Raw genomic sequence first — 21,728 nt, 5'->3', positions numbered from 1 at the left:
CTGATCACTCAGTAGGATCGGTCCATGACCTTGGCGGATGGTGCCGAGTTCGCCGGCTACACCATTCAGGGGCTACTGGGCTCGGGCGCGACGGCCGAGGTCTATGTGGCGCGGCATCCCCGGTTGCCGCGGCTGGACGCGCTCAAGATCTTGCCCGCCTCGTTGACCGGTGATGCCGGATTTCGGGAACGTTTCGAGCGGGACGCGGACCTGGCCGCCGCCCTGCGGCACCCCAATATCGTTGCGATACACGATCGTGGCGAATTCGACGGCCGGCTATGGATCGCCATGGACTACGTGCAGGGCACCGACGCCGGGCGCCTGTTGCGCGAACACCACCCCCACGGCATGGCCGCCCGCGAGGTCCTGGAGATCGTCGCGGCCGTCGCGGACGCGCTCGACCACGGTCACCGGCGCGGAATGCTGCACCGCGATGTCAAACCCGAAAACATTCTGGTAACCGAATCCGATTCGGAACCACGCCGTATCCTGTTGGCCGACTTCGGCATTGCCCGCAGATCCGATGACATCAGCGGATTGATCACTACCGGCACGGCGGGCGCGGTCAGCTACGCGGCGCCAGAGCAGCTGATGGGTGGCGCCCTTGACGGGCGGGCCGATCAATACTCGTTGGCCGCCACGGCATTTCACCTGCTGACCGGCGCCGCTGCCTTCGCGGACACCAGCCCGGCGGCGGTCATCGGCAACCATCTCAACGCGCCACCGCCGCAGCTGGCCCAGCGGCGCCCCGACCTCGTACCGCTGGACCCGGTGCTGTCGAGGGCGATGAGCAAGGATCCCGCGCAACGCTTTTCGCGCTGCACCGACTTCGCCCAGGCCCTCGGCGAGTCGATCAACGCCGCTGCCGTGCAATGGAACCCGCCGGCCGCGGCATGGCCGGCCGGCGCGGCGGCGATGGGTGCACCGCCAATTCTGACGGCCGGCACTTGGCCCCAGATGCCTCACTATCCGGCACCGACACCGGCCGCCAGGCGAAGAACGCACACCGCGGTGCTGGTGCCGCTGGTCCTCACGATCCTGTTGCTGTGCGCCGGCGCGTTCGCCGGGGCGCAGGTGTTGCGTGCGCCTCCACAACCGTCGACCGCCGCACCGCAGTGGCAGCCGTACGTCGACTACGCCAAGCAATTCGCGGGCTGGCTCACCAGCCTGAGCTCAAAATCCGCCGCCAGCGACATCCAGCGCATCGTCGACGGGTCGATCGGCGAATTCCACGACGACTTCCTGACGCGACGCGAAGATTTCACCAAAACGGTCATGGATTCCAACGTGTCGACCCAAGGAACGGTGAACGCCGCGGCACTCGAGTCGATCAGCGGAACCAAAGCCCAGGTCCTGGTCGCCGCGACGGCAAAAATCACCAACAGCAACGGCGCGGCGCAAGAACCGCGAAACTGGCGGTTGGCGATGCGGGTCGAGAAAGTCGGCGACGCCTACAAGGTGTCCAAGGTCGAGTTCGTGACATGAGATCAGGTTCGGCAGGACGTATCATCTGGTGGGCGGTCGTTGTCGTCCTCGCCCTCACCACGGTGGGCGTGGACGCGCTCGGCGCCTGGGAGATGCATCTGAAAAGCCGACAACCACCGCCCGTAGCGGATCAACTCTCCGACCGCCAGGCGGCAGCCCAGGCCGCGAGCGCGGGAACGGTGAAGGTGCTGAGCTATTCATCGGACACGCTCGAACAGGACTTCAACGCCGCCAGTGCGATGCTGACGGGCGATTTCCTCACCTACTACCGGCAGTTCACCAGCCAGGTCGTCGCCCCCACCGCGCGGCAGAAGCGGCTGACCACCACCGCCACCGTGCAGCGCGCCGGGGTTCAGAGCCTGGCGAGCAACGCCGCGACCATCCTCGCCTTCGTCTCACAGACGACAACCTCCGCCGACCAGCCCGCACCGACGACCACGTCCAGCTCGGTGAGCGTCGGCCTCGCCAAGGTCAACGGCACCTGGCTGATCAACAGGTTCGACCCGGTGTGACGAGCTACTTCGAACCGGCGCGATGAGACGCGATGAGAATTGCCGCGACACATGGTCAATATTGGTGATCCCTCACGGGCGAATGCGACAGCAAGGAGAACCAGCATGGCGATCAACATCGAACCGGCACTGTCCCCGCACCTGGTGGTCGACGATGCCGCCGCGGCAATCGATTTCTATGTCAAGGCTTTTGGGGCACAGGAAATCGGGCGCGTGCCGCGTCCCGACGGCAAACTGGTGCACGCCGCGGTGCGCATCAACGGCTTCACGGTGATGCTCAACGACGACTTCCCGGAGGCGTGTGGCGGCAGGTCGCTGACGCCGACGTCGCTGGGCGGCACCCCGGTCACGATCCACCTGACGGTCACCGACGTCGACGCCAGCTTCCAGCGGGCGCTGGATGCCGGCGCCACGGTGGTGATGCCGTTGGAGGACCAGTTCTGGGGCGACCGCTACGGCATGGTCGCCGACCCGTTCGGCCACCAGTGGTCGATGGGGCAGCCGGTCCGCGAGGTCAGCATGGAAGAGATCTCGGCCGCGATGTCCGGCCAGAGCGCCGGTTAGTGGCGATCGCGAGCGCGGCGCAGCCGGGCGAAGCGGGTCGCAACTATCGGGACTAGCCGAGCAGCCGGTCCAGCAGCCGGCGTCGTTGCGGCGGCGCCGGCTCTGCGGTGGCCGCGGCCGCCAGCATGGCGGACACGTCGGTGAACTTGTTGCGGGGCCGGCCGTCGTCGCCGCCGCGTGCGATTGCGGCGGCGTCGATGGCGCGCCATCCCGCCGCGTCGATCGCGTCGGGCTGACGGTCGTGCACCAGCCGGGCCAGCGCGTCGGGTTTGGCGACCGGCTCGGTCAGCTTGCCGGCGTTGAAATCGGCGACCAGGGCCTGCACGGTCTGTAACGAGCAGGACTTGTTGGTGCCGATGAAGCCGCTGGGGCCCCGCTTGATCCAGCCCGCGACGTATGCGCCGGGCACCGGCCGCCCGCAGGCGGGGTCGACGACGCGGCCGCCGTCGTTCGGCACGACAGCCGACGATTCGTCATACGGCAAATCGCGAATCGGCTTGCCGCGGTAGCCAATCGACGTCAGCACCAGACCCGTCTCCAGAAGGCGCGTCTCGTCGGTGCCGGTGACGGAGAATTCCACGCCGGTGGCGCGCTGGTCCCCCAGCACCCGGTTCGGGGTGAGCCGATACGCCAGCCTGATCCTGGGGCGGTCCGACGGCGCCGAATCGTCGCCGAGCGTGCTCAAGATTTCCAGCTTGCGCTTGGTCAGGGCGTCCGACGCGGCCGCGAGATCGGCCGCCACCAGCTGATGGTCCGCCGCGCTGAGCACCACCTCGGAGCTGCCGGTAAGCCCGATCAGCTCGGGCAACGTGAACGCCGACTGGGCGGGGCCGCGCCGGGCGGCGATCACCACCTCGCGCACCGCCGAGTCCCGGAAGGCCGCAAGCGCGTGGTCCGCGATGTCGGTGCGGGCCAAGTCGTCGGGATCCGAGGTGAGTAACCGGGCGACGTCGAGGGCGACGTTGCCGTTGCCCACGATCACCACCCGCTCGTGGCTGAGATCGACTGGCAGATCGGCGAAGTCGGGATGCCCGTTGATCCACGCGACCAATTCGGTTGCCGTTCCGGTCCCCGGCAGGCCCATGCCCTCGATGTCCAGCCGGCGGTCATCGGGTGCGCCCACCGCATACAGCACGGCGTGGTGATGAGCCAGCAGGTCCGCGTGGCTCAACTTCTTGCCGACCTCGACGTTGAGATAGAACCGGAACCGGCGATCACTGGCGACCCTGTCGAACAGACGGGTGACCCGCTTGGTGTTCTGGTGATCCGGCGCCACCCCGGCCCGCACCAAACCGTAAGGCGTGGGTAGCTTTTCGAAGACGTTGACGCGCACGTCCCGCTGGGTCAGCAGTTCGTCGGCGGCGTACATCGCCGCCGGCCCCGATCCGACGATCGCCACCGTCAGCGGCCTGCGACGGGCGTGCACCTCGGCGGCCGGGATCACCGCGGCCAGCTTCGACGTCGGCGGCAGCTTCTGGCCCTTCGGCCGGTCCGGGTAGAAGGACGCGTTGATCTCGATGAAAGGCAGCTGCTTGGAGTCCAGCCGGGTGTCGGGCGCGATCGCGCCGACGGGACACGCGCTCACACAGGCGCCGCAGTCCACGCACGCCACCGGGTCGATGTAGAGCATCTCCGAGGTGGCGAAGCCGGGCTCATCCGGTGTCGGGTGAATGCAATTCACCGGACACGCGAAAACACAGGACCCGTCGTTACAGCACGACTGGGTAATAACGTGCGGCATACAGGAACTCGCAGTTAATTACGCGGCCGGGACCGCGGCCAGGTGCTGGCGCTGCGGCTCGCTGCGGTACCGCGACGGCTTGCCGTTGATCTTGCACAGCCGCCACATCAATCGCGCCGAGCGCGTCTCCATCAGGCCCGTGTCGTAGGCCAGCATCCGCACGTCACCGAACATGTCGCTCAACCACTTTCGTGATTCCGGCGACCGGAAGAACAGTTCCTTCTTCACGTCCCGCGGAATGTCGAATTCGCGCCAGAACGCCTTGGGCGGCACCACGATTGCGCGACACAGCGCCTTCATGGTCAGCGGCAGGTACAGCGCGGTCCAGAACCGCTGCCGCTTGGTCAATTCGGGCACCCGCTTGCGCAGGAACTCGTGGGCAAACGAGATGTGACGGGCTTCCTCGGCCACGTGGATAGCCATCACCCGTTCCATGATGGGGTGCAGCGACTTGCCTTCGCGCAGAACATTTTTCTGCGTGTGGTCGATGGGCTCCTCGCCGGCGAGCACGCCGATGAAGAACGCCACCGGCAGCGGGCCGGCCACCAGCGGCACCAGCGGCGAGAGCCACTTGAGAACCCGCGGCATGCCCGGCACGTCGGCGCCGATGCGGTTGACCATCTCCTGGAACATCATGGTGTGGTTGCACTCTTCGACCGACTCGTGCAGGCAGTACCGGTACTCCGGCGAGCCGTTGGGCACCCAGAACGTGTAGTTCATCAGGCCCCGGATCAGGATGGACTCGAAATGTAGACCCACCTTGGCCACGTTGGCCTGGCGCCACATCCCGATCTTGATCTTGCGCTCGTCCGACTGCGCCAGATACCAGGGATGCCGGCCCAGCGGGTCGGTCTCCGGCAGAATCCACCGCGGATCGTTCTCCGTGACGGCGAATTCCGGTGAATCCCAATCGATATCGGTGTACGGATTGAAGTTGCGCCGCACCGACCCCTCGGACAGTGTGGCAAGCATGTTGACGTATTCGGCGTCGTCGCGCACTTCCATCTTGTGTCGCCAACGCCGGACTAATCGCGTCCTAGCCATATCCAGGCCTCCCCAACGAGGTTTACATTTGGACGTGCTATGTCCAGACAGTACCGCAGGTACCGGATATTCTCTAGACCCCTGCCAGGCACTGTGACCTGACCGGTGGTCATGAATTTTTTATGCCCCAGATCACACCCGGCCAAACGTCTGGCCGCATCCGAGCAGGCCTTTTGTCCCGGCGGCCGGGGCCTGTGGTCGGGCCGCCGCACCGACCCGTCAGGTTGGCTCACTACCCTGATGAGCATGGCTGACCAGCTCGAGATCCCCGCTGACATCAAACCCCGCGACGGCCGCTTCGGGTGTGGCCCGTCGAAGGTCCGGTCCGAACAACTGCAGGCGCTGACCACGACCGCCGCCCCGCTGTTCGGCACCTCGCACCGGCAGGCGCCGGTCAAGAACCTGGTGGGCCGGCTGCGGTCCGGGCTCGCCGATCTGTTTTCGCTGCCGGAGGGCTACGAGGTCATTCTGGGCAACGGCGGCGCGACCGCGTTCTGGGATGCCGCGGCCTTCGGCCTGATCGACAAGCGGTCGCTGCACCTGTCCTTCGGCGAGTTCAGCTCGAAGTTCGCCTCCGCGGTCGCCAAGAACCCCTTCGTCGGCGATCCCGTCGTCATCAAGGCGGACGCCGGCAGCGCGCCCGAGCCGCAGAGCGACCCCTCGGTCGACGTGATCGCCTGGGCGCACAACGAGACGTCCACCGGCGTCGCGGTGCCCATCGCCCGGCCCGCCGATTCCGGCGACGCGCTGATCGTCATCGACGCGACCTCGGGCGCGGGCGGCCTGCCGGTCGACATCGCCGAGACCGACGCCTACTACTTCTCTCCGCAGAAGAATTTCGCCAGTGACGGCGGCCTGTGGCTGGCCGTCATGAGCCCGGCGGCGCTGGCCCGCGTCGAGTCCGTCGCCGCCTCCGGCCGCTGGGTGCCCGACTTCCTGTCGCTGCCGATCGCGGTGGAGAACAGCCTGAAGGACCAGACCTACAACACCCCGGCGGTCGGCACCCTGGCGCTGATGGCCGAGCAGGTCGACTGGATCCTGGGCAACGGCGGGCTGGACTGGGCCGTCAAACGCACCGCGGACTCGTCGGGCCGGCTGTACTCCTGGGCCGAGGCACGGTCCTACACCACGCCCTTCGTCACCGACCCGAAGCTGCGCTCGCAGGTGGTGGGCACCGTCGACTTCGCCGACGAGGTCGACGCCGCGGCCGTGGCGAAGATTCTGCGGGCCAACGGCGTCGTCGACACCGAGCCGTACCGCAAACTCGGCCGCAACCAGCTGCGGGTGGGGATGTTCCCGGCGGTGGACCCCGACGATGTCAGCGCACTCACCCAATGCATTGACTGGGTCGTCGAGCGGCTGTAACCAACCGGCAATCGGCGCGCAACCGCACAGCGTGTCAGCACAGGTGATGAGCGGTTGCTGGACTAGAGTGCGCACGTGACGGGTCCGTCGCTGACCTGCACGGAGCCTGCGAGGAGATAACCATGCGGGAACTCAAAGTGGTTGGGCTGGATGCCGACAGCAAATATGTCATCTGCGAGGGTGACGATCCCGCGGAGCAGTTCAAGCTGGCGGCCGACGACCGGCTGCGGGCCCTGCTGCGCGACGCCGCCCTGTCCTCTGAGCAACCGCAGCTCGAGATTGAAGTCACCAACATGCTGAGCCCCAAAGAAATTCAGGCCAAGATCCGCGCGGGCGCCTCCGTCGAGCAGGTCGCCGCGGCGTCAGGCTCGGAGGTGTCGCGGATCCGCCGCTTTGCCCACCCGGTGCTACTGGAACGGTTCCGCGCCGCCGAGCTGGCAACCGCCGCCCACCCGATGCTGGCCGACGGCCCCGCCGTGCTGACCCTGCTCGAGACGGTCACCGCCGCGTTTGTGACCCGCGGCCTCAGTCACGACAAACTCAGCTGGGACGCCTGGCGCAACGAAGACAACCGCTGGACGGTGCAGCTCGCGTGGAAGGTCGGCCGTTCCGACAATCTCGCGCATTTCTGCTTCTCCCCCGGCGCCCACGGCGGAACCGTGACCGCCATCGACGACGCGGCCAGCGCGCTGATCGACCCCACCTTCGAACTTCCGTTGCGCCCGGTGGCCCGGGTCGCCCACGTCGACTTCGACGAGCCGACGAAGCCGTCCGTCGCCGAACCCGAGGCCGTCGTGGAGCCCGACGAAAAGCCCGTGCACACCCGCCGCGGCAAGCCGGTCATCCCGGCGTGGGAGGACGTGTTGCTCGGCGTCCGCTCGGGCGGGCAGCGCTAGGTCCGATGGTGGCCACCCGCTAAGCCCGATGGTGGCCACCCGCTAAGCCCGATGGTGGCGACCCGCTTCGCCCGGCTACGCCGCGCTCGCGATCACCACTAAGCCCGACCCGCGGCCGTCAGGGCCAGCAGCACAATCCACGCGCCCGCGACGCCCACCGCGGCGCCCAGCACGAACCAGCGCAGCACCGGGGTACGCCGCCACCCCCACAAGGTCGGTGCCAGTCCCCCGGCGGCCACGACGTTGAGCCCCACGGCCAGCAGCGCGTGCACCCGAACCAGCCCCAGGCTGAGCACCACGATCGCGGCCGCGGTGACCACCGCGACGAATGCGGTCACCGTCAAACCCGTTGCCCAGGGGACGGATTCGTCTCTCATCAGCCGGAGCCTAGTCTGACTGTCCATCGCCGCCTCTCGTCGAGCGGGCCCGCTCGTAGAACGCCAGCGCCGCCGCGGTCGCGACGTTGAGCGAGTCGGTGCCCCGCGACATTGGGATGCGCACCCGCACATCGCTCAACCGCAGGGTGGCCGGCGTCAGCCCCGGCCCCTCGGCGCCCACCAGCACCGCGACGCGGTCGTCGCGCGCGGTCGTCATCGCCTCCGGCAGGGCGCACGCAGTGCCTTGCGGGGTCATCGCCATCAGCCGAAAACCGTTCTGCCGCAACGTCTCAAGTTCGGCGGGCCAGGAGGCCGCGCGCGCATACGGCACCAGCAGCGCATGGCCCATCGACACCCGGACCGCGCGGCGGTACAGCGGGTCGGCGCAGCCGCTGCCGAACACCACCGCGTCGACGCCGAGGCCCGCCGCGTTGCGGAAGATCGAGCCCAGGTTCTCGTGGTCGTTGACCCCTTCGAGGACCGCGACGGTGCGGGCCCCGGCGATCACGTCGGCGACGCTGGATTCGGGCACCCGCCGGGCGGCCGCCAGCACGCCGCGATTGAGATGGAAGCCGACCACCCGGGCCATGACGTCGGCGGAGGCCCGGTAGAACGGCACGGCGCTGCCGGCCAGATCGTCCTCGAGCTCGGCGAGCCGGCGGTCGGTGCCCAGCAGGGCATGCGGGCGGAAGCGCGACGCCAGCATGCGCTGCACCACCAGCACGCCCTCGGCGATCACCAGCCCCTTGCCGGACGGCAGATCGGGACGACGGTCGACGCTGTTCAGGTCGCGGAAATCGTCGAGCCTGGGATCGTCGGGGTCGTCAACGTCCTGAATATTCAGGGCTTCGGTCCGGTAACTCACGGGCCTTCGTCGACCAGGGCCAACATCAGATCGGCCGCGTTGCGCAGGGTGTCGCGTTGTTCGCTGTCCAGCGTCGCCAGCCGCTTGGCCAGCCACTCCTGGCGGGCACGACGGTTCGCCTTGACCAGCTCGGCCCCGGACTCGGAGACCGAGACGAGCACCTGCCGGCCGTCGACCGGGTGCGGCGCGCGGTCCACCAGGCCCATCTCGGCCAGCGATGCGATGACCCGGGTCATCGACGGCGGCCGGACCCGTTCGCGGATCGCCAGGGCGCCCGGTGTCATCGGGCCTTCGTTGGTCAGCATGGCCAGCGCCGACAGCTGGGACAACGACACCGGCGACGAAGGGTTGCGAAACCGCAGTTGGCGGGCCAGCCGCATAACTGCCAGTGACAGGTCGCTGGCCAGCCGCGCATCGCTGTCAGGCATGGCGCGAGGTTACACGCACGCCCGAGAAACCGGGACACGAACCGGTGAACCACCGGTGTGGATTCTTTTCGCTAAGCTTCGGAATTTTGCTCGAAACGCTTATCCGCCCGCCCATCCCACCTTGCTCAGCGGTTTTCCGATCATCCGTTTCGGCAATTGGGTGCGCCGCCCGCGAGCGCCGGCGGCGGGCTATGTTAATCGCGATGCCTGCCGAACCCGGTGACAACCGCACCGCGCCGCCGCTGCCGGCCGCGCTGCTGCACGTGTGGCCGTTCATCGCGCTGGGCGCGCTGGGCTGGCTGGCCGCGGTGGCCGCCGCTTTCCTGGTGCCCGCCCTGCAGGGTTGGCGTCCGGTGGCCCTGGCCGGGCTGGGCGTCGGGGTGCTCGGTACGAGCATCTTCCTGCTGCAGCTGGCCGCGGCCCGGCGCGGTGCGCGCGGGGCCCAGGCCGGGCTCGAAAACTTTCTCGACCACAAGTAATTCGCACACCTGGAGGAGCGATGGTAGCCCCGCTGTTGCAAACACACGTCGACATCGACGCCCCGGTGGCCACCGTGTGGGGATTGATTTCGGACCTGCGGCGCATGCCGCAGTGGAGCCCGCAATGCAGATGGATGAAGCCCTTCGGCCCGGTCCGTCAGGGCACCAGGACCCTCAACCTCAACCGCCGCAAGCGGATGTTCTGGCCGACCACGTGCACGGTCGTCGATATCGTCCCCGACCGCAGGCTCGCGTTCCGCGTGGACACCAACAACACCATCTGGACCTATGAGCTTGAGCCCAGCGGCGAGGGCACGCGGCTGATCGAGAGTCGGCACGCCGAAAACGGCGTCACCGCCTTTTCGAACCTGTCGGTGAATGCGCTCTTCGGCGGGACCGAGAACTTCGAACGCGAGTTGCTCGACGGGATGAACGCCTCGCTGGCGCGCATCAAGGCCGCCGCCGAAACCGGCTAGTCCGGCGTCTCGGTCTGCGGCTGCTGCTCGGGCTCCGGCTGCTGCTCGGACTCCGCGGCCTCGGACACGGGCTCGGCCTCCGCCGTCTCACCCGGCGCCTCGGGCTGCTGCTCCGTGGCCTCGAGCTGTTGCTCCGCGACCTCGGCCTCCGGCTGCGCTTCGGACGCCTCTGCCGACTCCGCGGGCGGCGCGGTCGGCTCGACCGGTGCCTGGGTGACGTCCAGCAGGCCGTCGTCGTAGGGCTCATACGCCGGCGACCCGGTGCCCGCCGGGGCCGGGGTGTCCGAGTGTGCACCGCAGCCGTACAGCTTGTCGACGATGTGCCCGTCGGCCGACAGTTCGTTGCCGCACACGCCGAACAGCGAGCCCAGGGATCCCGAGAGCGGCAGGAAGAAGCCGCAGTCGCGGCACACCCGCTTGGTCGACCGCGCCATCGGCGAGTCGGGGCCGTAATCGCCGGTGCGCCAGCGTTCGGCCGCCTCCGCGCGGCCCTCCGCGCTCATCACCCAACGCCGGCCCAGCCCGATTTCCGCGGCGGTCTCGTCGACCTCGGGGTCACCGCTGGCGGTGTAGCCGGGAACCAGCCGGGGATCGTCGGCGGCGGGCGCCAACAGATCGCCGGGGCTCAGGTCCCCGGGCCGCACCCGTTGCTCCCACGGCACCCATTCCGGGGCGAGCAACGCCGTCGGCCCGGGCACCAGCACCACCTCGCTGATGGTGGCGTGATCGGCGCCGGGATAGGCGGCCACGACGACCGCCCACTGCCAGCCCTGGTAGCCGGGCAAATGCGCCAGGAACCGGTGGGTGGCGGTATTCGGGTCTTCGTAGCCGACGCCCAGATAGTCGCCGACCATCTCCGGCCCGCTGAACTCCACGACCGCGGCCCTGGCCTGGTCTGCCGCGCCCGTGAGCACCGTCGCCAACCCCTCGGGCCAGTCGGCCGCGGTCGCCACGGCGTACTCCACGATGGGCTCCTCGATGAGTCGGGTCGCGCTGTCTTCTTTCTGCATTGCGGTTCCAATACTAGGTTGACGAGCCACGCCCCGTTACCTGCAGACGCATCCAGGCGGCATAGGGGAGAATCGGGACGTGTCTGGACGGCGGCAAAACAATCCGGGCCGAGTGGCCCCTCAGCCGGGCCGCCGGCCCCGCAATGGCGCTGCTTCCCAGCATCCGGGCGCGGCCAATTACCCCGCCGGCGGGGCCGCCGATCGGCGCACCCGCCGCCCGACGCCGATGCCGAGCGCCAACCGTTACCTGCCCCCGCTGGGCCACCAGCCGGAGCCCGAACGCAACACCGCCGCGGCGCCTCGCGGTCCGGCTTCCGGCGAGCGGATCACCGTCACCCGCGCCGCGGCGCTGCGCAGCCGCGAGATGGGTTCGCGGATGTACTGGATGGTGCAGCGCGCCGCGACGGCCGACGGCGCCGACAAATCCGGGCTGACGGCGCTGACGTGGCCCGTGGTGGCCAACTTCGCGGTGGACGCCGCAATGGCAGTCGCGCTGGCCAACACGTTGTTCTTCGCGGCGGCCACGGGCGAGAGCAAGGGGCGGGTCGCGCTGTATCTGTTGATCACCATCGCGCCGTTCGCGGTGATCGCACCGCTGATCGGCCCGGCGCTGGACCGGCTGCAGCACGGCCGCCGCGTCGCCCTGGCCGCGTCGTTCGCCCTGCGGACCGCGCTGGCCGTGCTGCTGGTGATGAACTACGACGGCGCCAGCGGCAGTTTCCCGTCGTGGGTGCTCTATCCGTGCGCGCTCGCGATGATGGTGTTCTCGAAGTCGTTCAGCGTGCTGCGCAGCGCGGTGACACCGCGGGTGATGCCGCCGACCATCGACCTGGTGCGGGTCAACGCAAGGCTGACCATGTTCGGTCTGCTGGGCGGCACCATCGTCGGCGGCGCGATCGCGGGTGGCGTCGAATTCGTCTGCACCCACCTGTTCAAGCTGCCCGGGGCGTTGTTCGTGGTGATCGCGGTGACGATCGCCGGCGCCATGCTGTCGATGCGGATACCGCGCTGGGTCGAGGTGACCGCCGGTGAGGTTCCCGCCACCCTGAGCTATCGCCAGGACAGTGAACCGCTGCGCCGCAGCTGGCACAAGGAAGTCAGCGGGGCGCTGCGACAGCCGTTGGGCCGCAACATCATCACCTCTCTGTGGGGTAACTGCACCATCAAGGTCATGGTGGGTTTTCTGTTCCTGTATCCCGCGTTCGTCGCCAAGGCCCACCAGGCCAACGGCTGGGCCCAGATCGCCATGCTCGGCATGATCGGCGCCGCGGCCGGGATCGGCAATTTCGTCGGCAACTTCACCAGTGCCCGCCTGAAGCTGGGCCGGCCCGCCGCGCTGGTGGTGCGCTGCACGGTGGCGGTGAGCGCGGTCGCGCTGGCCGCCTCGGTGGCCGGCAACCTGATGGTGGCCGTGATCGCCACACTGGTCACGTCGGGATCCAGCGCCATCGCGAAGGCGTCCCTGGATGCGTCGCTGCAGGACGACCTGCCGGAGGAATCGCGCGCGTCGGGCTTCGGGCGCTCGGAGTCGACGCTGCAGTTGGCCTGGGTCCTCGGCGGCGCGCTCGGGGTGTTGGTGTACACCGAGTTGTGGGTCGGCTTTACCGCGGTGACCGCGCTGCTCATCCTGGGCCTGGCGCAGACCCTGGTCAGCTTCCGCGGCAATTCACTGATTCCCGGCCTGGGAGGGAATAGGCCGATCATGGTCGAGCAAGAGGGCAAGCGCCGCGATGTCGGCGCCACGGCGGTGGTTGCCGAGTGAAATCCGGAAGCAAGCGTGGCGTGGCCGTGCTGCTCGCCTGCCTGGTTGCCGTGCTCTGCGTCGGCGCCGGCGTCGCGACCTGGTTGTTGGTGGGCCGCTCCGGCCCGCGGCATCCGGAGATCAGCGCGTATTCGCACGGCCACCTGACCCGGGTGGGGCCCTACCTGTACTGCAACGTGCTCAACCTCGAAGACTGCGAGACGCCGCAGCACCAGGGCGAGCTGCGGGTCAGCGAGCGTTACCCGATTCAGCTGTCGGTGCCCGATGCCATCTACCGGGCACCCTGGCGGCTGCTGCAGGTTTACGACGACCCCACCAACACCACCAGCACTATCTTCCGGCCGGGCACCCGGTTCGCCGTGACCATCCCCTCGGTCGACCCGCATCGCGGGCGTCTGGCCGGGATCGTCGTGCAGTTGCTGACGCTGGCGGTGGATCCGGCGGGCGAGCTACGCGACGTTCCGCACGCGGAATGGTCGGTGCGGCTGACCTTCTGAGGGTCGACCTTGTCGCTCAGGCCCCGTGGCCGGCGGGCACGCGTTCGCCTTCGAGCGGCGGCCCTGGAGGTGTGCCCGTCCCGAAGGGCTTGCCGCCCAAGCTCTCTCGCCCGTGCGGGGATAGCCAGTCGGTCAGGTCCGGACCCTTTGGCACGATCCGGGTGGGATTGATGTCGGCGTGCACGATGTAGTAGTGCTGCTTGATCTGGACGAAGTCGACGGTGTCACCGAAACCCGGCGTCTGGAACAGGTCGCGCGCGTAGGCCCACAGCACCGGCATCTCGCTCAATTTGCTGCGGTTGCATTTGAAATGCCCGTGATACACCGGATCGAAGCGGGCCAGGGTGGTGAACAGCCGCACGTCGGCCTCGGTGATGGTGTCGCCCACCAGGAATCGCTGATTGGTCAGCCGCTCGCTCACCCAATCCAGCGCGGTGAACAGCCGGTCATAGGCCGCCTCGTAGGCCTGCTGCGAGCCGGCGAACCCGCACCGGTACACGCCGTTGTTGATCTCGGTGTAGACCCGCTTGCTCACCTCGTCGATCTCCGCGCGCAGCCGCTCGGGATACAGCTCGGGCGCTCCGTCGCGGTGGTAGGCCGACCATTCCGTCGACAGATCCAGGGTCATCTGCGCGAAGTCGTTGGTGACCACCGCGCCGGTTCCGACGTCGACGATCGCGGGCACCGTGATGCCTTTGGGGTAGTCGGGAAACCGCTTGAAGTAGGCGTCCTGCAGCCGCGGGATCTTCAGCACCGGGTCGACACCACCCGGATCCAGATCGAACGTCCAACTGCGCTCATCGTGCGTGGGCCCGCAAAAGCCAATGGAGAGAACACTTTCCAGGCCGAGCAAGCGGCGCACGATGATCGCGCGGTTCGCCCACGGACACGCGCGGGCGACGATCAGTCGATACCGTCCTGGCTCGACGGGATAGCCGTCGCGTCCGTCAGCGGTGATGCGGGTGGTGATGTAGTCGGTGTCACGGGTGAATTCGCCCGCCTCGGCGACGTAGGTGGCCATGACGACAATTCTGCCTCAGCGACGGCCGTCGACGAACCCTGAGAAATCGAACGCGAAGCTACAGATTCGCCTCCGACGGCGCAGACACCGTCAAAAATCGCCGGGCCAGGTTGGGTTCCGTGGACTCGCCGGGCTCCCAGTGCGCGATCCAAGGCCCGGTGCCTTCTGACTGGTCGACGATCCCGTCCTCCAGCCAGGTGTAACGGCCCTCCAGGACGTTATGGGTCAGCTGAACATCGCTGCCGTCGGTGTTGGCCCACAACGCATGGAACAACGCTTCGACGCGGAGGGTCGCCTGCTGGCAGAACGTTTCGGCCAGCTCGTACGCCTGTTGACCGACGGTGGGGTCGGCGACACGCTGGCCCTCGGCCCGCACGCACGCCGCGGACATCGCGAACAGCTCGGCACCGATATCGACGATGCGACCCAGGAAGCCCTGCCGCTGTTCCAGCTTGGCCTGCCAGCGCGCCATCCCGTAGAAGGTGTTGCGCGCCAGCTTGCGGGACGAGCGTTCGGCGAACCGAAGGTGCGTCGCCAGCGGGCCGAACTCGTTGTACGCCTTCGGTCGCTGACCTTCGCCAAACACCAGCTGTGGCAACCACTTCGCGTAGAACCCGCTCGCACCGACCGCCGCGGCGGCCTTCTGCCGCAAACCGGCGTCGGACTTGGCCAGGGCGCCGGCCGCTGCGAGGTGTGCATCGACCGCCTCGCGGGCGATGAGCAGCCGCATGATCTCGCTGGATCCTTCGAAGATGCGGTTGATCCGCAGGTCCCGCACCACCTGCTCGACGGGCACCGCGCGCTCACCTCGCGCAGCCAATGACTCCGCGGTCTCATAGCCCCGGCCACCCCGGATCTGCAAAACCTCATCGCCGATGGTGCACGCCATCTCGCTAGCCCACAATTTGGCCAGCGCGGCTTCGATGCGGATGTCGTTGCGTCCCTCGTCGGCCATCTGCGAGGACAGCTCGAGCACCGCTTCAAGCGCGTAGTTGGTCGCGGCGACGAACGAGATCTTGCCAGCCACCGCTTCATGTTTGGCCAGCGGCTTGCCCCACTGCACACGCTCACCAGACCATTCGCGGGCGATCTTCAGCGCCCACTTGGACGCACCCGTCGCGGTCGCAGGCAGCGACAGCCGTCCGGCGTTGAGTGTGGTCAACGCGATCTTGAGCCCGTCGCCTTCTCGGCCGATCAAATTTTCGCTGGGCACCCGAACCCGGTGCAGCCTGGTCACGCCGTTCTCAATACCGCGCAGCCCCATGAACTTGTTACGCCGCTCCACGGTGATCCCCGGCGAATCGGCCTCGACCACGAAAGCGCTGATGCCGCCGCGATGCCCGTCGCCCTTGGGCACCCGGGCCATGACCACCAGCAGCTCGGCGACCACGCCGTTGGTGGTCCACAGTTTCACGCCATCGAGTTCGTACGCCTCGCCGTCGTCCGTCGGCGTTGCCGTGGAGGCCAACCGCGCCGGGTCGGAGCCCACATCTGGTTCCGTGAGCAGAAACGCCGATATAGCCCCAGCAGCACACCGCGGCAAGTACTTCCGTTTCTGTTCCGGGGTCCCGGCGAGTTTGAGCGGCTCGGGTACTCCGATCGACTGATGGGCCGACAGCAGTGCGCCGAGACTGGGATGAACGCTCGAAACCATCATCAGTGCGCGGTTGTAGGCAACTTGGGACATGCCCAGCCCGCCGTATTCGGACGGGATTTTCATGCCGAAACAACCCAATTCGGCCAGGCCCTTCACGTATTCATCGGGAATCTGCGCATCGCGCTCGATGACACTGCCGTTAACGGTGTCCAAAAATTGCCGCAGCTTGTCGAGAAACGCTCCGATGCGCTCCTCGTCGGCGTCAGACGGTTTGGGAAATGGGTGTATGAGTTCCAGCGGGAAACGCCCAAGGAATAACCCTTTGGCGAAAGACGGTTTATCCCAACCACTTTCGCGAGATTCCTCGGCGAGAGCTCTCGCCTGCTCCTCGGTGACCTGCGTTTGCTGTGTCATCGCAGCCTCCTCGCTAAACGACTGACACGACGTGGGTTGGCACTACCGGCCTGAATACCACACCTACGGATGTCGAAGTTACCACCGAGTAGCTTCGTGGCGCAGTCGGTTCTGAGTCACCGATCGGTCAGGCGTCGAGCTCCCGGGCCACGGCCTTGACCACCTCGGAAACCCGGCGGGCGGTCTTGCGGTCCGGGTAGCGGCCCTTGCGCAACTCGGGCTGCACGGTGCTTTCCAGCAGGGTGATCATGTCCTCGACCATGCCGTGCAGCTCGTCCGGGCTGTGCTTGTGCTCGACCGGCGCCTCGCGACGCGCCTTGGTCAGGCTGGGCGGCGGCTCAATCAGCTTGAGGCTCAACGCTTGCGGCCCGCGCCGCCCGGAGGCGATGCCGAACTCCACACGCTGGCCCGCCTTGAGGCCCTCGACCCCGGCGGGCAACGCCGACGAGCGGACGTACACGTCTTCGCCGTCCTCTTGCGACAGGAAGCCGAAGCCCTTGTCAGCGTCGTACCACTTAACCTTGCCCGTCGGCACTGGTCTCACCTGCTTGTCTAACGAATCAGTAGAAATAGGCAACACAATAAGCGTCCCGCCTGCGCAGGACGCCATATTAGGAGTCTGATCCTACTCGGATGCCCGGGTAACCAGCACCCCCGTTATCGGGCACTCGGTACGCTTGGTAGTACCCGCGGAGGAGATATGCGCCTAGTCCTTAACGTCATCTGGTTAGTCTTCGGCGGCCTCTGGATGGCCGTCGGATACTTGGCTGCGGCGCTCATCAGCTTCTTGCTCATTATCACCATCCCGTTCGGCTTCGCGTCGCTGCGCATCGCCTCCTACGCGCTGTGGCCGTTCGGCCGCACCATCGTGGACAAGCCGACCGCGGGGTCGGGCGCCCTGATCGGGAACGTCATCTGGATAGTGCTGTTCGGTGTGTGGCTGGCGATCGGTCATCTGGTCAGCGCGGCGGCGATGGCGCTCACGATCGTCGGCATTCCGCTGGCGCTGGCCAACCTCAAACTGATCCCGGTGTCATTGATGCCGCTGGGCAAGCAGATCGTTCCGATCAGCTCGCCCACTCACCACGTGCCGCCGGTGGCCGCATGACGCTGACGACGCTGGGCCTCCCGACGGTGCCGAGCCGCGACGGCGGCCCGGCCGTACCCACGAACGCGCCGACCACCGGCCCGCTGGTGGACACCTATGGGCGGGTCGCCACCGACCTGCGGGTGTCGCTGACCGACCGCTGCAACCTGCGCTGCAGTTACTGCATGCCCGCGGAGGGCCTGAACTGGCTGCCGGGCGAGCAACTGCTCAGCGCCGACGAGCTGGCCCGGCTGATGCGCATCGCGGTCACCCGGCTGGGGGTGACCAGCGTGCGGTTCACCGGCGGCGAGCCCCTGCTGGCGCGCCACCTCGAAGAGGTGGTCGCCGCGGCCGCCGGCCTGCAGCCGCGCCCCGAGATCTCGATGACCACCAACGGTGTTGGGCTGGCGCGGCGGGCCGCCGGGCTGGTCCGGGCGGGCCTGGACCGGGTCAACATCTCGCTGGACAGCGTGGATCGGCAGCATTTCGCGAGCATCACCCGTCGCGACCGCCTCGATGACGTGCTGGCCGGCTTGGCCGCGGCCAAGGAAGCCGGCCTGACGCCGGTGAAGGTGAACGCCGTGCTCGACCCCGCCACCGGGCGCGAGGACGTGGTGGAGCTGCTGCGGTTCTGTCTCAACCTCGGCTATCAATTGCGCGTCATCGAGCAGATGCCGCTGGATGCCGGTCACCAATGGCGCCGCGACGCCGCGTTGAGCGCCGACGACGTGCTGGCCGCGCTGCGCCCGCACTTTCGGCTGCGGCCGGACCCGGCGCCGCGTGGATCGGCGCCGGCCGAGCTCTGGCTGGTCGACACCGGCCCAGGCACACCGAGCGGAAAGTTCGGCGTCATCGCGTCGGTCTCGCACGCCTTCTGCTCGACGTGTGACCGCACTCGGTTGACGGCCGACGGCCAGATCCGCAGCTGTCTGTTCGCCGAACAGGAGACCGACCTGCGCGGGCTGCTGCGCGGCGGAGCGCCCGACGACGCGATCGAGGCGGCGTGGCGTACCGCGATGTGGGGCAAGCCCGCCGGTCACGGCATCAACGACCCGAACTTCATCCAGCCCGATCGCCCGATGAGTGCGATCGGTGGCTAGCCCCATGGGACAGACCCCTGTCCAAGCCAACGGAATCCAGGTGACGGTGCGCTACTTCGCGGCCGCCCGCGCGGCCGCGGGTGTCGAGTCGGAGACGGTGGTGCTGCGCCCCGGCACCACGGTCGGCGAGCTGGTCGAGCGGCTCGCCGTCCGGGGGTCTCGCCTGGCCACCGTGTTGACCCGGTGCTCGTACCTGCGCGACGGGATCGCCGTCCGCGACGAGACCGCGGCGTTGCAAACCGGTGACACGATTGATGTTCTGCCGCCCTTTTCTGGCGGCTGAAACTGTGAGTTATCTCACGTAACGGATTCATAACGGCGCGGTCACGCTCCGATATCGCCCACATTGACCTGCGCAAACACTATGTCTTCCTGCGGTTTTCGCGGATGGCCGAGAGGGAAACGCCGGGTTTCGCAAGACGTGACGAGACAAACAGAAACCGTTACCGTCTCCGAAGGCTCGCCAGCCATCCCGATTGGCGGACCTCCCCTCCCTATCGCGCCGAGCTCCATCCAATAGGCGGGGGCCACCGAACCACATGGATGGAGACGGGGGACCCACCGGTCCACCGTGATCGGATTGGGGCCGCTCGCGGCTCCTAGGGGTGAAGCCGGCGTCGTCTCGCATGACGGCCGCGCCGGCCGGGTGGCCTCTCCAACCCGAACCCGACAGCTGACCTCGCAGGCGCGTGACGAGAGAGGAATACCCCGGCGCGTATGAGTGGACGTCACCGTAAGCCCAGCAGTTCAAACATCAGCGTCGCCAAGATCGCCTTCACCGGTGCGGTTCTTGGAGGCGGCAGCATCGCCCTTGCCGGCCAGGCGGCCGCGGCCACCGACGGCGAATGGGATCAGGTAGCCCGTTGCGAATCCGGCGGCAACTGGGCCATCAACACCGGCAACGGTTACCACGGCGGCGTGCAGTTCAGCTCGAGCACCTGGGCGTCGCACGGCGGTGGCCAATACGCCCCGTCGGCCGAACTAGCCACCAAAGAACAGCAGATCGCCGTCGCCGAACGGGTGCTCGCCAGCCAGGGCCGTGGCGCCTGGCCCGTCTGCGGTGGCCCGCTGTCGGGCCCCAGCCAGCGCGACGTGCCCGCGCCGGCACCCCCAGCGGACGCACCGCCCGTCGCGGACACGGACTTCCACGGTTTCGTACCGGCCGGCATGCCGCAGCATGTTTCCGAAGCCGGCTACACCCAGCAGCTGTGGGACGCCATCCGGGCCCAGGACGTTCAGGGCAACGACGCGCTGGACGCTCTCGCTCAGCCTTCGCCTAACGCCTGACCCGCCACATTCCCCGCACGCCCCGAAAACCCTCCTGTTCGGGGCGTGTCGGGCACGGCGCACCATGCCGGTGGCCGGCACTATAAGGCCGACGTGACTACCGCGTCAGGCCGAGCCCACCCACTCCTCGGTGCCGTCGGCGAAGAATTGGTGCTTCCATACCGGCAGCCGCGCCTTGATGGTGTCCACCAGGTGCGCACAGGTGGCGAACGCCGCCTGCCGGTGGTCGGCGGCGACGGCGGCCACCAGCGCGGCCTCTCCGATGCGCAGCGCGCCGATCCGGTGGCTGGCGGCGACGGCACGCACACCGCTGGACTGCTCGGCCACCTCGGCCACCACATCGGCGATCACCTGCTCGGCCGACGGGTGCGCCGAATACTCCAGCCGCACCACCCGCCGTCCGCCGTCGTGGTCGCGGATCATGCCGACGAACCCGACGATGGCCCCGGCCGACTGGTGGCCCACCAACTCTTCGTGCTCGGCCAGTGAAATCGGGTGCTCGGTCATGGCGGCGCGCACGACGAGCGTCATCGCTGGTGATCTTTACCGGCGAGCTGGTCGAGCGCGTGGTCGAGCACACCGGCGAGCACGCCGAGGCCGTCGCGAACCCCTCCGGGCGAACCCGGCAGGTTGACGATCAGGGTCTGGCCGGCCACACCGCACACTCCCCGCGACAGCACCGATGTCGGCACCTTGGGCAGGCCGGACTGGCGGATCGCTTCCGCCAGCCCCGGCACCATGTAGTCGACGAGAGCCACGGTCTGGTCCGGTGTGCTGTCGCTGGGCGAGATGCCGGTGCCACCGGAGGTGATGATGACGTCGACCTCGGCGTCGATCGCGGTGCGCAGCGCGTCGCCGACCGGCGGCCCGTCGGCGACCACCTCCGGCTGCACGTCCGAAAAGCCCCGCTCCGCCAGCCATTCGGCGATGATCGGGCCGCACCGGTCGTCGTACACACCCGACGACGCGCGGGTCGAGGCGATGATGACGCGGGCTGAACGGGAACTCATGGGCGCGCCCACCTTCCGGTTTTGCCGCCTTCCTTGCGCAGCACTCGAATGTCGTCGATTCGTGCGGCCGGGTCTACCGCCTTGATCATGTCGTAGAGCGTCAGGCCCGCGACGCTGACGGCGGTCAGCGCTTCCATCTCCACCCCCGTGCGGTCGGTGCTTCGCACCGTTGCGATGATCTCGATCTCAGACTCGCCCACGGTGAAGTCGATGTCGACCCCCGTGAGGGCAAGTTGATGACAAAGCGGGATGAGGTCGCTGGTGCGCTTCGCGGCCTGAATGCCGGCTATCCGCGCGGTGGCCAGCGCATCGCCCTTGGGCAGGCCGCCGGTCGAGATCAGCCCCACCACGTGCGCCGACGTGCGCAGGACGCCGGCGGCGACCGCGGTGCGCTTGGTAGCCACCTTCGCGCTGACGTCGACCATGTGCGCCGCCCCGTGATCGTCCAGGTGTGACAGGGCGCCCGAGCCGGAGGCCTCAGAGGCCCTAGCCATCTGGCGGCCTACCGATTGACGACGGTGACCGGGTGCAGGTAGGGCAGATCTGCGGAGGGCAGCGGGAACACCAGCTCGCCGAAGGGGGACAGCGCACCCGTGCGATCGGTCACGAGTTCACTGACCGCATGGTCGTCGGGGTCCGTCGTCGGCCAGCCGTTGTCGACATACTTGGTCTTGCGAGCTTTGCCCTCAGCAGTGTCAGCCACGAGATCCA

The 21,728-nt window shown here is 68.0% G+C and carries 25 protein-coding genes, 1 pseudogene and 1 riboswitch; of the genes and pseudogenes, 13 read left to right on the top strand and 13 right to left on the bottom strand.

Features of this window, described 5'->3' with window-relative positions:
- Window positions 1–24: 24 nt before the first annotated feature.
- The 3 genes from A5732_RS17075 to A5732_RS17065 all read left to right on the top strand — a co-directional run bounded on the left by A5732_RS17075 (window position 25) and on the right by A5732_RS17065 (window position 2,561).
- Window positions 25–1,485: a serine/threonine-protein kinase gene (locus A5732_RS17075; protein ID WP_076102823.1), complete on the top strand. Its 1,461-nt coding sequence runs from the start codon at window positions 25–27 to the stop codon at window positions 1,483–1,485.
- Window positions 1,482–1,997: a hypothetical protein gene (locus tag A5732_RS17070; RefSeq protein ID WP_076102822.1), complete on the top strand. Its 516-nt coding sequence runs from the start codon at window positions 1,482–1,484 to the stop codon at window positions 1,995–1,997. Before A5732_RS17075 ends, A5732_RS17070 begins: the two co-directional genes overlap by 4 nt.
- Before the next feature lie 105 nt (window positions 1,998–2,102).
- On the top strand, window positions 2,103–2,561 hold the full coding sequence (locus tag A5732_RS17065) for a VOC family protein (RefSeq protein WP_076051314.1): 459 nt from the start codon (window positions 2,103–2,105) through the stop codon (window positions 2,559–2,561).
- A gap of 52 nt (window positions 2,562–2,613) precedes the next feature.
- Here the strand turns inward: A5732_RS17065 and A5732_RS17060 are convergent, their stop codons facing one another.
- On the bottom strand, window positions 2,614–4,302 hold the full coding sequence (locus A5732_RS17060) for an FAD-dependent oxidoreductase (protein WP_076102821.1): 1,689 nt from the start codon (window positions 4,300–4,302) through the stop codon (window positions 2,614–2,616).
- 18 nt (window positions 4,303–4,320) lie between these two features.
- Window positions 4,321–5,346 (bottom strand): AurF N-oxygenase family protein, encoded by a 1,026-nt coding sequence (locus A5732_RS17055; protein ID WP_076051316.1) that lies wholly within the window; start codon window positions 5,344–5,346, stop codon window positions 4,321–4,323.
- Window positions 5,347–5,592: 246 nt separating this feature from the next.
- On the opposite strand from A5732_RS17055, the gene serC reads away from it, so the two are divergent.
- Together serC and sepH are read left to right on the top strand one after the other, a co-directional pair.
- On the top strand, window positions 5,593–6,711 hold the full coding sequence (gene serC, locus A5732_RS17050) for a phosphoserine transaminase (protein WP_142256629.1): 1,119 nt from the start codon (window positions 5,593–5,595) through the stop codon (window positions 6,709–6,711).
- A gap of 122 nt (window positions 6,712–6,833) precedes the next feature.
- Window positions 6,834–7,607 (top strand): septation protein SepH, encoded by a 774-nt coding sequence (gene sepH / locus A5732_RS17045; protein WP_076051317.1) that lies wholly within the window; start codon window positions 6,834–6,836, stop codon window positions 7,605–7,607.
- Window positions 7,608–7,705: 98 nt separating this feature from the next.
- On the opposite strand, the gene A5732_RS17040 is transcribed toward sepH, so the two are convergent.
- Genes A5732_RS17040 through A5732_RS17030 form a run of 3 tightly spaced genes read right to left on the bottom strand, consistent with a single transcriptional unit; the run spans window position 7,706 to window position 9,277 of the window.
- Window positions 7,706–7,984, bottom strand: coding sequence for a DUF2537 domain-containing protein (locus A5732_RS17040; protein WP_076051318.1), 279 nt, complete (start codon window positions 7,982–7,984; stop codon window positions 7,706–7,708).
- A gap of 10 nt (window positions 7,985–7,994) precedes the next feature.
- Window positions 7,995–8,849 carry a TrmH family RNA methyltransferase gene (locus tag A5732_RS17035; protein ID WP_076051319.1) on the bottom strand — a complete coding sequence of 285 codons (855 nt, stop codon included), beginning with the start codon at window positions 8,847–8,849 and terminating at the stop codon, window positions 7,995–7,997.
- On the bottom strand, window positions 8,846–9,277 hold the full coding sequence (locus A5732_RS17030) for a MarR family transcriptional regulator (protein ID WP_064954373.1): 432 nt from the start codon (window positions 9,275–9,277) through the stop codon (window positions 8,846–8,848). Before A5732_RS17030 ends, A5732_RS17035 begins: the two co-directional genes overlap by 4 nt.
- Before the next feature lie 203 nt (window positions 9,278–9,480).
- Between A5732_RS17030 and A5732_RS17025 the strand changes: the two genes are divergently transcribed.
- Complete coding sequence (locus tag A5732_RS17025; protein WP_076051342.1) at window positions 9,481–9,756, top strand: DUF2530 domain-containing protein; 276 nt, start codon at window positions 9,481–9,483, stop codon at window positions 9,754–9,756.
- 20 nt (window positions 9,757–9,776) lie between these two features.
- A complete protein-coding gene (locus A5732_RS17020; RefSeq protein ID WP_064954375.1) occupies window positions 9,777–10,232 on the top strand; it encodes an SRPBCC family protein in 456 nt (151 codons plus the stop codon).
- Here the strand turns inward: A5732_RS17020 and A5732_RS17015 are convergent.
- Window positions 10,229–11,242: a DUF3027 domain-containing protein gene (locus A5732_RS17015; protein ID WP_076102819.1), complete on the bottom strand. Its 1,014-nt coding sequence runs from the start codon at window positions 11,240–11,242 to the stop codon at window positions 10,229–10,231. The genes A5732_RS17020 and A5732_RS17015 overlap by 4 nt on opposite strands.
- Before the next feature lie 112 nt (window positions 11,243–11,354).
- On the opposite strand from A5732_RS17015, the gene A5732_RS17010 reads away from it, so the two are divergent.
- On the top strand, window positions 11,355–13,004 hold the full coding sequence (locus A5732_RS17010; protein ID WP_076051321.1) for an MFS transporter: 1,650 nt from the start codon (window positions 11,355–11,357) through the stop codon (window positions 13,002–13,004).
- Entirely contained in the window at window positions 13,001–13,501 is a 501-nt protein-coding gene (locus tag A5732_RS17005; RefSeq protein WP_076051322.1) for a DUF2771 domain-containing protein, read from the top strand. The genes A5732_RS17010 and A5732_RS17005 overlap by 4 nt, the downstream gene beginning before the upstream one ends.
- Window positions 13,502–13,517: 16 nt before the next feature.
- On the opposite strand, the gene A5732_RS17000 is transcribed toward A5732_RS17005, so the two are convergent.
- The 3 genes from A5732_RS17000 to A5732_RS16990 form a co-directional block, all read right to left on the bottom strand.
- A complete protein-coding gene (locus A5732_RS17000; protein WP_065056363.1) occupies window positions 13,518–14,522 on the bottom strand; it encodes a glutathione S-transferase family protein in 1,005 nt (334 codons plus the stop codon).
- A 58-nt stretch (window positions 14,523–14,580) separates the two neighbouring features.
- Window positions 14,581–16,533: an acyl-CoA dehydrogenase family protein gene (locus A5732_RS16995; RefSeq protein WP_076102818.1), complete on the bottom strand. Its 1,953-nt coding sequence runs from the start codon at window positions 16,531–16,533 to the stop codon at window positions 14,581–14,583.
- A gap of 127 nt (window positions 16,534–16,660) precedes the next feature.
- Window positions 16,661–17,068 (bottom strand): cold-shock protein, encoded by a 408-nt coding sequence (locus A5732_RS16990; protein WP_076051324.1) that lies wholly within the window; start codon window positions 17,066–17,068, stop codon window positions 16,661–16,663.
- A 165-nt stretch (window positions 17,069–17,233) separates the two neighbouring features.
- Between A5732_RS16990 and A5732_RS16985 the strand changes: the two genes are divergently transcribed.
- The 4 genes and pseudogenes from A5732_RS16985 to A5732_RS16970 form a co-directional block, all read left to right on the top strand.
- Window positions 17,234–17,641, top strand: coding sequence for a YccF domain-containing protein (locus tag A5732_RS16985; protein ID WP_065126143.1), 408 nt, complete (start codon window positions 17,234–17,236; stop codon window positions 17,639–17,641).
- Window positions 17,638–18,720 (top strand): GTP 3',8-cyclase MoaA, encoded by a 1,083-nt coding sequence (gene moaA, locus A5732_RS16980; RefSeq protein WP_076051325.1) that lies wholly within the window; start codon window positions 17,638–17,640, stop codon window positions 18,718–18,720. Before A5732_RS16985 ends, moaA begins: the two co-directional genes overlap by 4 nt.
- A 4-nt stretch (window positions 18,721–18,724) precedes the next feature.
- A complete protein-coding gene (locus A5732_RS16975) occupies window positions 18,725–19,003 on the top strand; it encodes a MoaD/ThiS family protein (RefSeq protein WP_076102817.1) in 279 nt (92 codons plus the stop codon).
- Between the two features lie 235 nt (window positions 19,004–19,238).
- Window positions 19,239–19,424: riboswitch (cyclic di-AMP (ydaO/yuaA leader) on the top strand.
- A gap of 13 nt (window positions 19,425–19,437) precedes the next feature.
- Window positions 19,438–19,845 (top strand): annotated as a pseudogene (locus tag A5732_RS16970) (transglycosylase family protein); the annotation flags it as partial.
- 267 nt (window positions 19,846–20,112) lie between these two features.
- Here the strand turns inward: A5732_RS16970 and A5732_RS16965 are convergent.
- The 4 genes from A5732_RS16965 to A5732_RS16950 are packed head-to-tail and all read right to left on the bottom strand — an operon-like array spanning window position 20,113 to window position 21,720.
- Window positions 20,113–20,538 carry a molybdenum cofactor biosynthesis protein MoaE gene (locus A5732_RS16965; RefSeq protein WP_076055350.1) on the bottom strand — a complete coding sequence of 142 codons (426 nt, stop codon included), beginning with the start codon at window positions 20,536–20,538 and terminating at the stop codon, window positions 20,113–20,115.
- The gene (locus A5732_RS16960) at window positions 20,535–21,017 is read right to left on the bottom strand and encodes a MogA/MoaB family molybdenum cofactor biosynthesis protein (RefSeq protein ID WP_064953123.1); all 483 of its coding nucleotides are present in this window, start codon (window positions 21,015–21,017) and stop codon (window positions 20,535–20,537) included. Before A5732_RS16960 ends, A5732_RS16965 begins: the two co-directional genes overlap by 4 nt.
- On the bottom strand, window positions 21,014–21,511 hold the full coding sequence (gene moaC / locus A5732_RS16955) for a cyclic pyranopterin monophosphate synthase MoaC (RefSeq protein ID WP_076102815.1): 498 nt from the start codon (window positions 21,509–21,511) through the stop codon (window positions 21,014–21,016). Before moaC ends, A5732_RS16960 begins: the two co-directional genes overlap by 4 nt.
- Window positions 21,512–21,519: 8 nt before the next feature.
- Window positions 21,520–21,720 (bottom strand): hypothetical protein, encoded by a 201-nt coding sequence (locus A5732_RS16950; protein ID WP_139334759.1) that lies wholly within the window; start codon window positions 21,718–21,720, stop codon window positions 21,520–21,522.
- Window positions 21,721–21,728: the final 8 nt, after the last annotated feature.

Origin of the sequence: Mycobacterium colombiense (genome assembly GCF_001953985.1) — a bacterium.
Taxonomy (GTDB): Bacteria; Actinomycetota; Actinomycetes; order Mycobacteriales; family Mycobacteriaceae; genus Mycobacterium; species Mycobacterium colombiense_B.
The sequence above is the reverse complement of the archived record's forward strand: the minus strand, read 5'-3'. Positions and strand labels throughout refer to the sequence as shown.

What these genes read in the sequence shown, in the direction of transcription:
- A5732_RS16975 (WP_076102817.1), top strand. Translation starts at nt 18,725, where the DNA reads ATGGGACAGACCCCTGTCCAAGCCAACGGAATCCAGGTGACGGTGCGC.
- A5732_RS16995 (WP_076102818.1), bottom strand. Translation starts at nt 16,533, where the DNA reads ATGACACAGCAAACGCAGGTCACCGAGGAGCAGGCGAGAGCTCTCGCC.
- A5732_RS17055 (WP_076051316.1), bottom strand. Translation starts at nt 5,346, where the DNA reads ATGGCTAGGACGCGATTAGTCCGGCGTTGGCGACACAAGATGGAAGTG.
- A5732_RS17025 (WP_076051342.1), top strand. Translation starts at nt 9,481, where the DNA reads ATGCCTGCCGAACCCGGTGACAACCGCACCGCGCCGCCGCTGCCGGCC.
- A5732_RS17015 (WP_076102819.1), bottom strand. Translation starts at nt 11,242, where the DNA reads ATGCAGAAAGAAGACAGCGCGACCCGACTCATCGAGGAGCCCATCGTG.
- A5732_RS16985 (WP_065126143.1), top strand. Translation starts at nt 17,234, where the DNA reads ATGCGCCTAGTCCTTAACGTCATCTGGTTAGTCTTCGGCGGCCTCTGG.
- moaC (WP_076102815.1), bottom strand. Translation starts at nt 21,511, where the DNA reads ATGGCTAGGGCCTCTGAGGCCTCCGGCTCGGGCGCCCTGTCACACCTG.
- A5732_RS17020 (WP_064954375.1), top strand. Translation starts at nt 9,777, where the DNA reads ATGGTAGCCCCGCTGTTGCAAACACACGTCGACATCGACGCCCCGGTG.
- sepH (WP_076051317.1), top strand. Translation starts at nt 6,834, where the DNA reads ATGCGGGAACTCAAAGTGGTTGGGCTGGATGCCGACAGCAAATATGTC.
- A5732_RS17000 (WP_065056363.1), bottom strand. Translation starts at nt 14,522, where the DNA reads ATGGCCACCTACGTCGCCGAGGCGGGCGAATTCACCCGTGACACCGAC.
- A5732_RS17070 (WP_076102822.1), top strand. Translation starts at nt 1,482, where the DNA reads ATGAGATCAGGTTCGGCAGGACGTATCATCTGGTGGGCGGTCGTTGTC.
- moaA (WP_076051325.1), top strand. Translation starts at nt 17,638, where the DNA reads ATGACGCTGACGACGCTGGGCCTCCCGACGGTGCCGAGCCGCGACGGC.
- A5732_RS17030 (WP_064954373.1), bottom strand. Translation starts at nt 9,277, where the DNA reads ATGCCTGACAGCGATGCGCGGCTGGCCAGCGACCTGTCACTGGCAGTT.
- A5732_RS17040 (WP_076051318.1), bottom strand. Translation starts at nt 7,984, where the DNA reads ATGAGAGACGAATCCGTCCCCTGGGCAACGGGTTTGACGGTGACCGCA.
- A5732_RS17075 (WP_076102823.1), top strand. Translation starts at nt 25, where the DNA reads ATGACCTTGGCGGATGGTGCCGAGTTCGCCGGCTACACCATTCAGGGG.
- A5732_RS17065 (WP_076051314.1), top strand. Translation starts at nt 2,103, where the DNA reads ATGGCGATCAACATCGAACCGGCACTGTCCCCGCACCTGGTGGTCGAC.
- A5732_RS16960 (WP_064953123.1), bottom strand. Translation starts at nt 21,017, where the DNA reads ATGAGTTCCCGTTCAGCCCGCGTCATCATCGCCTCGACCCGCGCGTCG.
- serC (WP_142256629.1), top strand. Translation starts at nt 5,593, where the DNA reads ATGGCTGACCAGCTCGAGATCCCCGCTGACATCAAACCCCGCGACGGC.
- A5732_RS17060 (WP_076102821.1), bottom strand. Translation starts at nt 4,302, where the DNA reads ATGCCGCACGTTATTACCCAGTCGTGCTGTAACGACGGGTCCTGTGTT.
- A5732_RS16965 (WP_076055350.1), bottom strand. Translation starts at nt 20,538, where the DNA reads ATGACGCTCGTCGTGCGCGCCGCCATGACCGAGCACCCGATTTCACTG.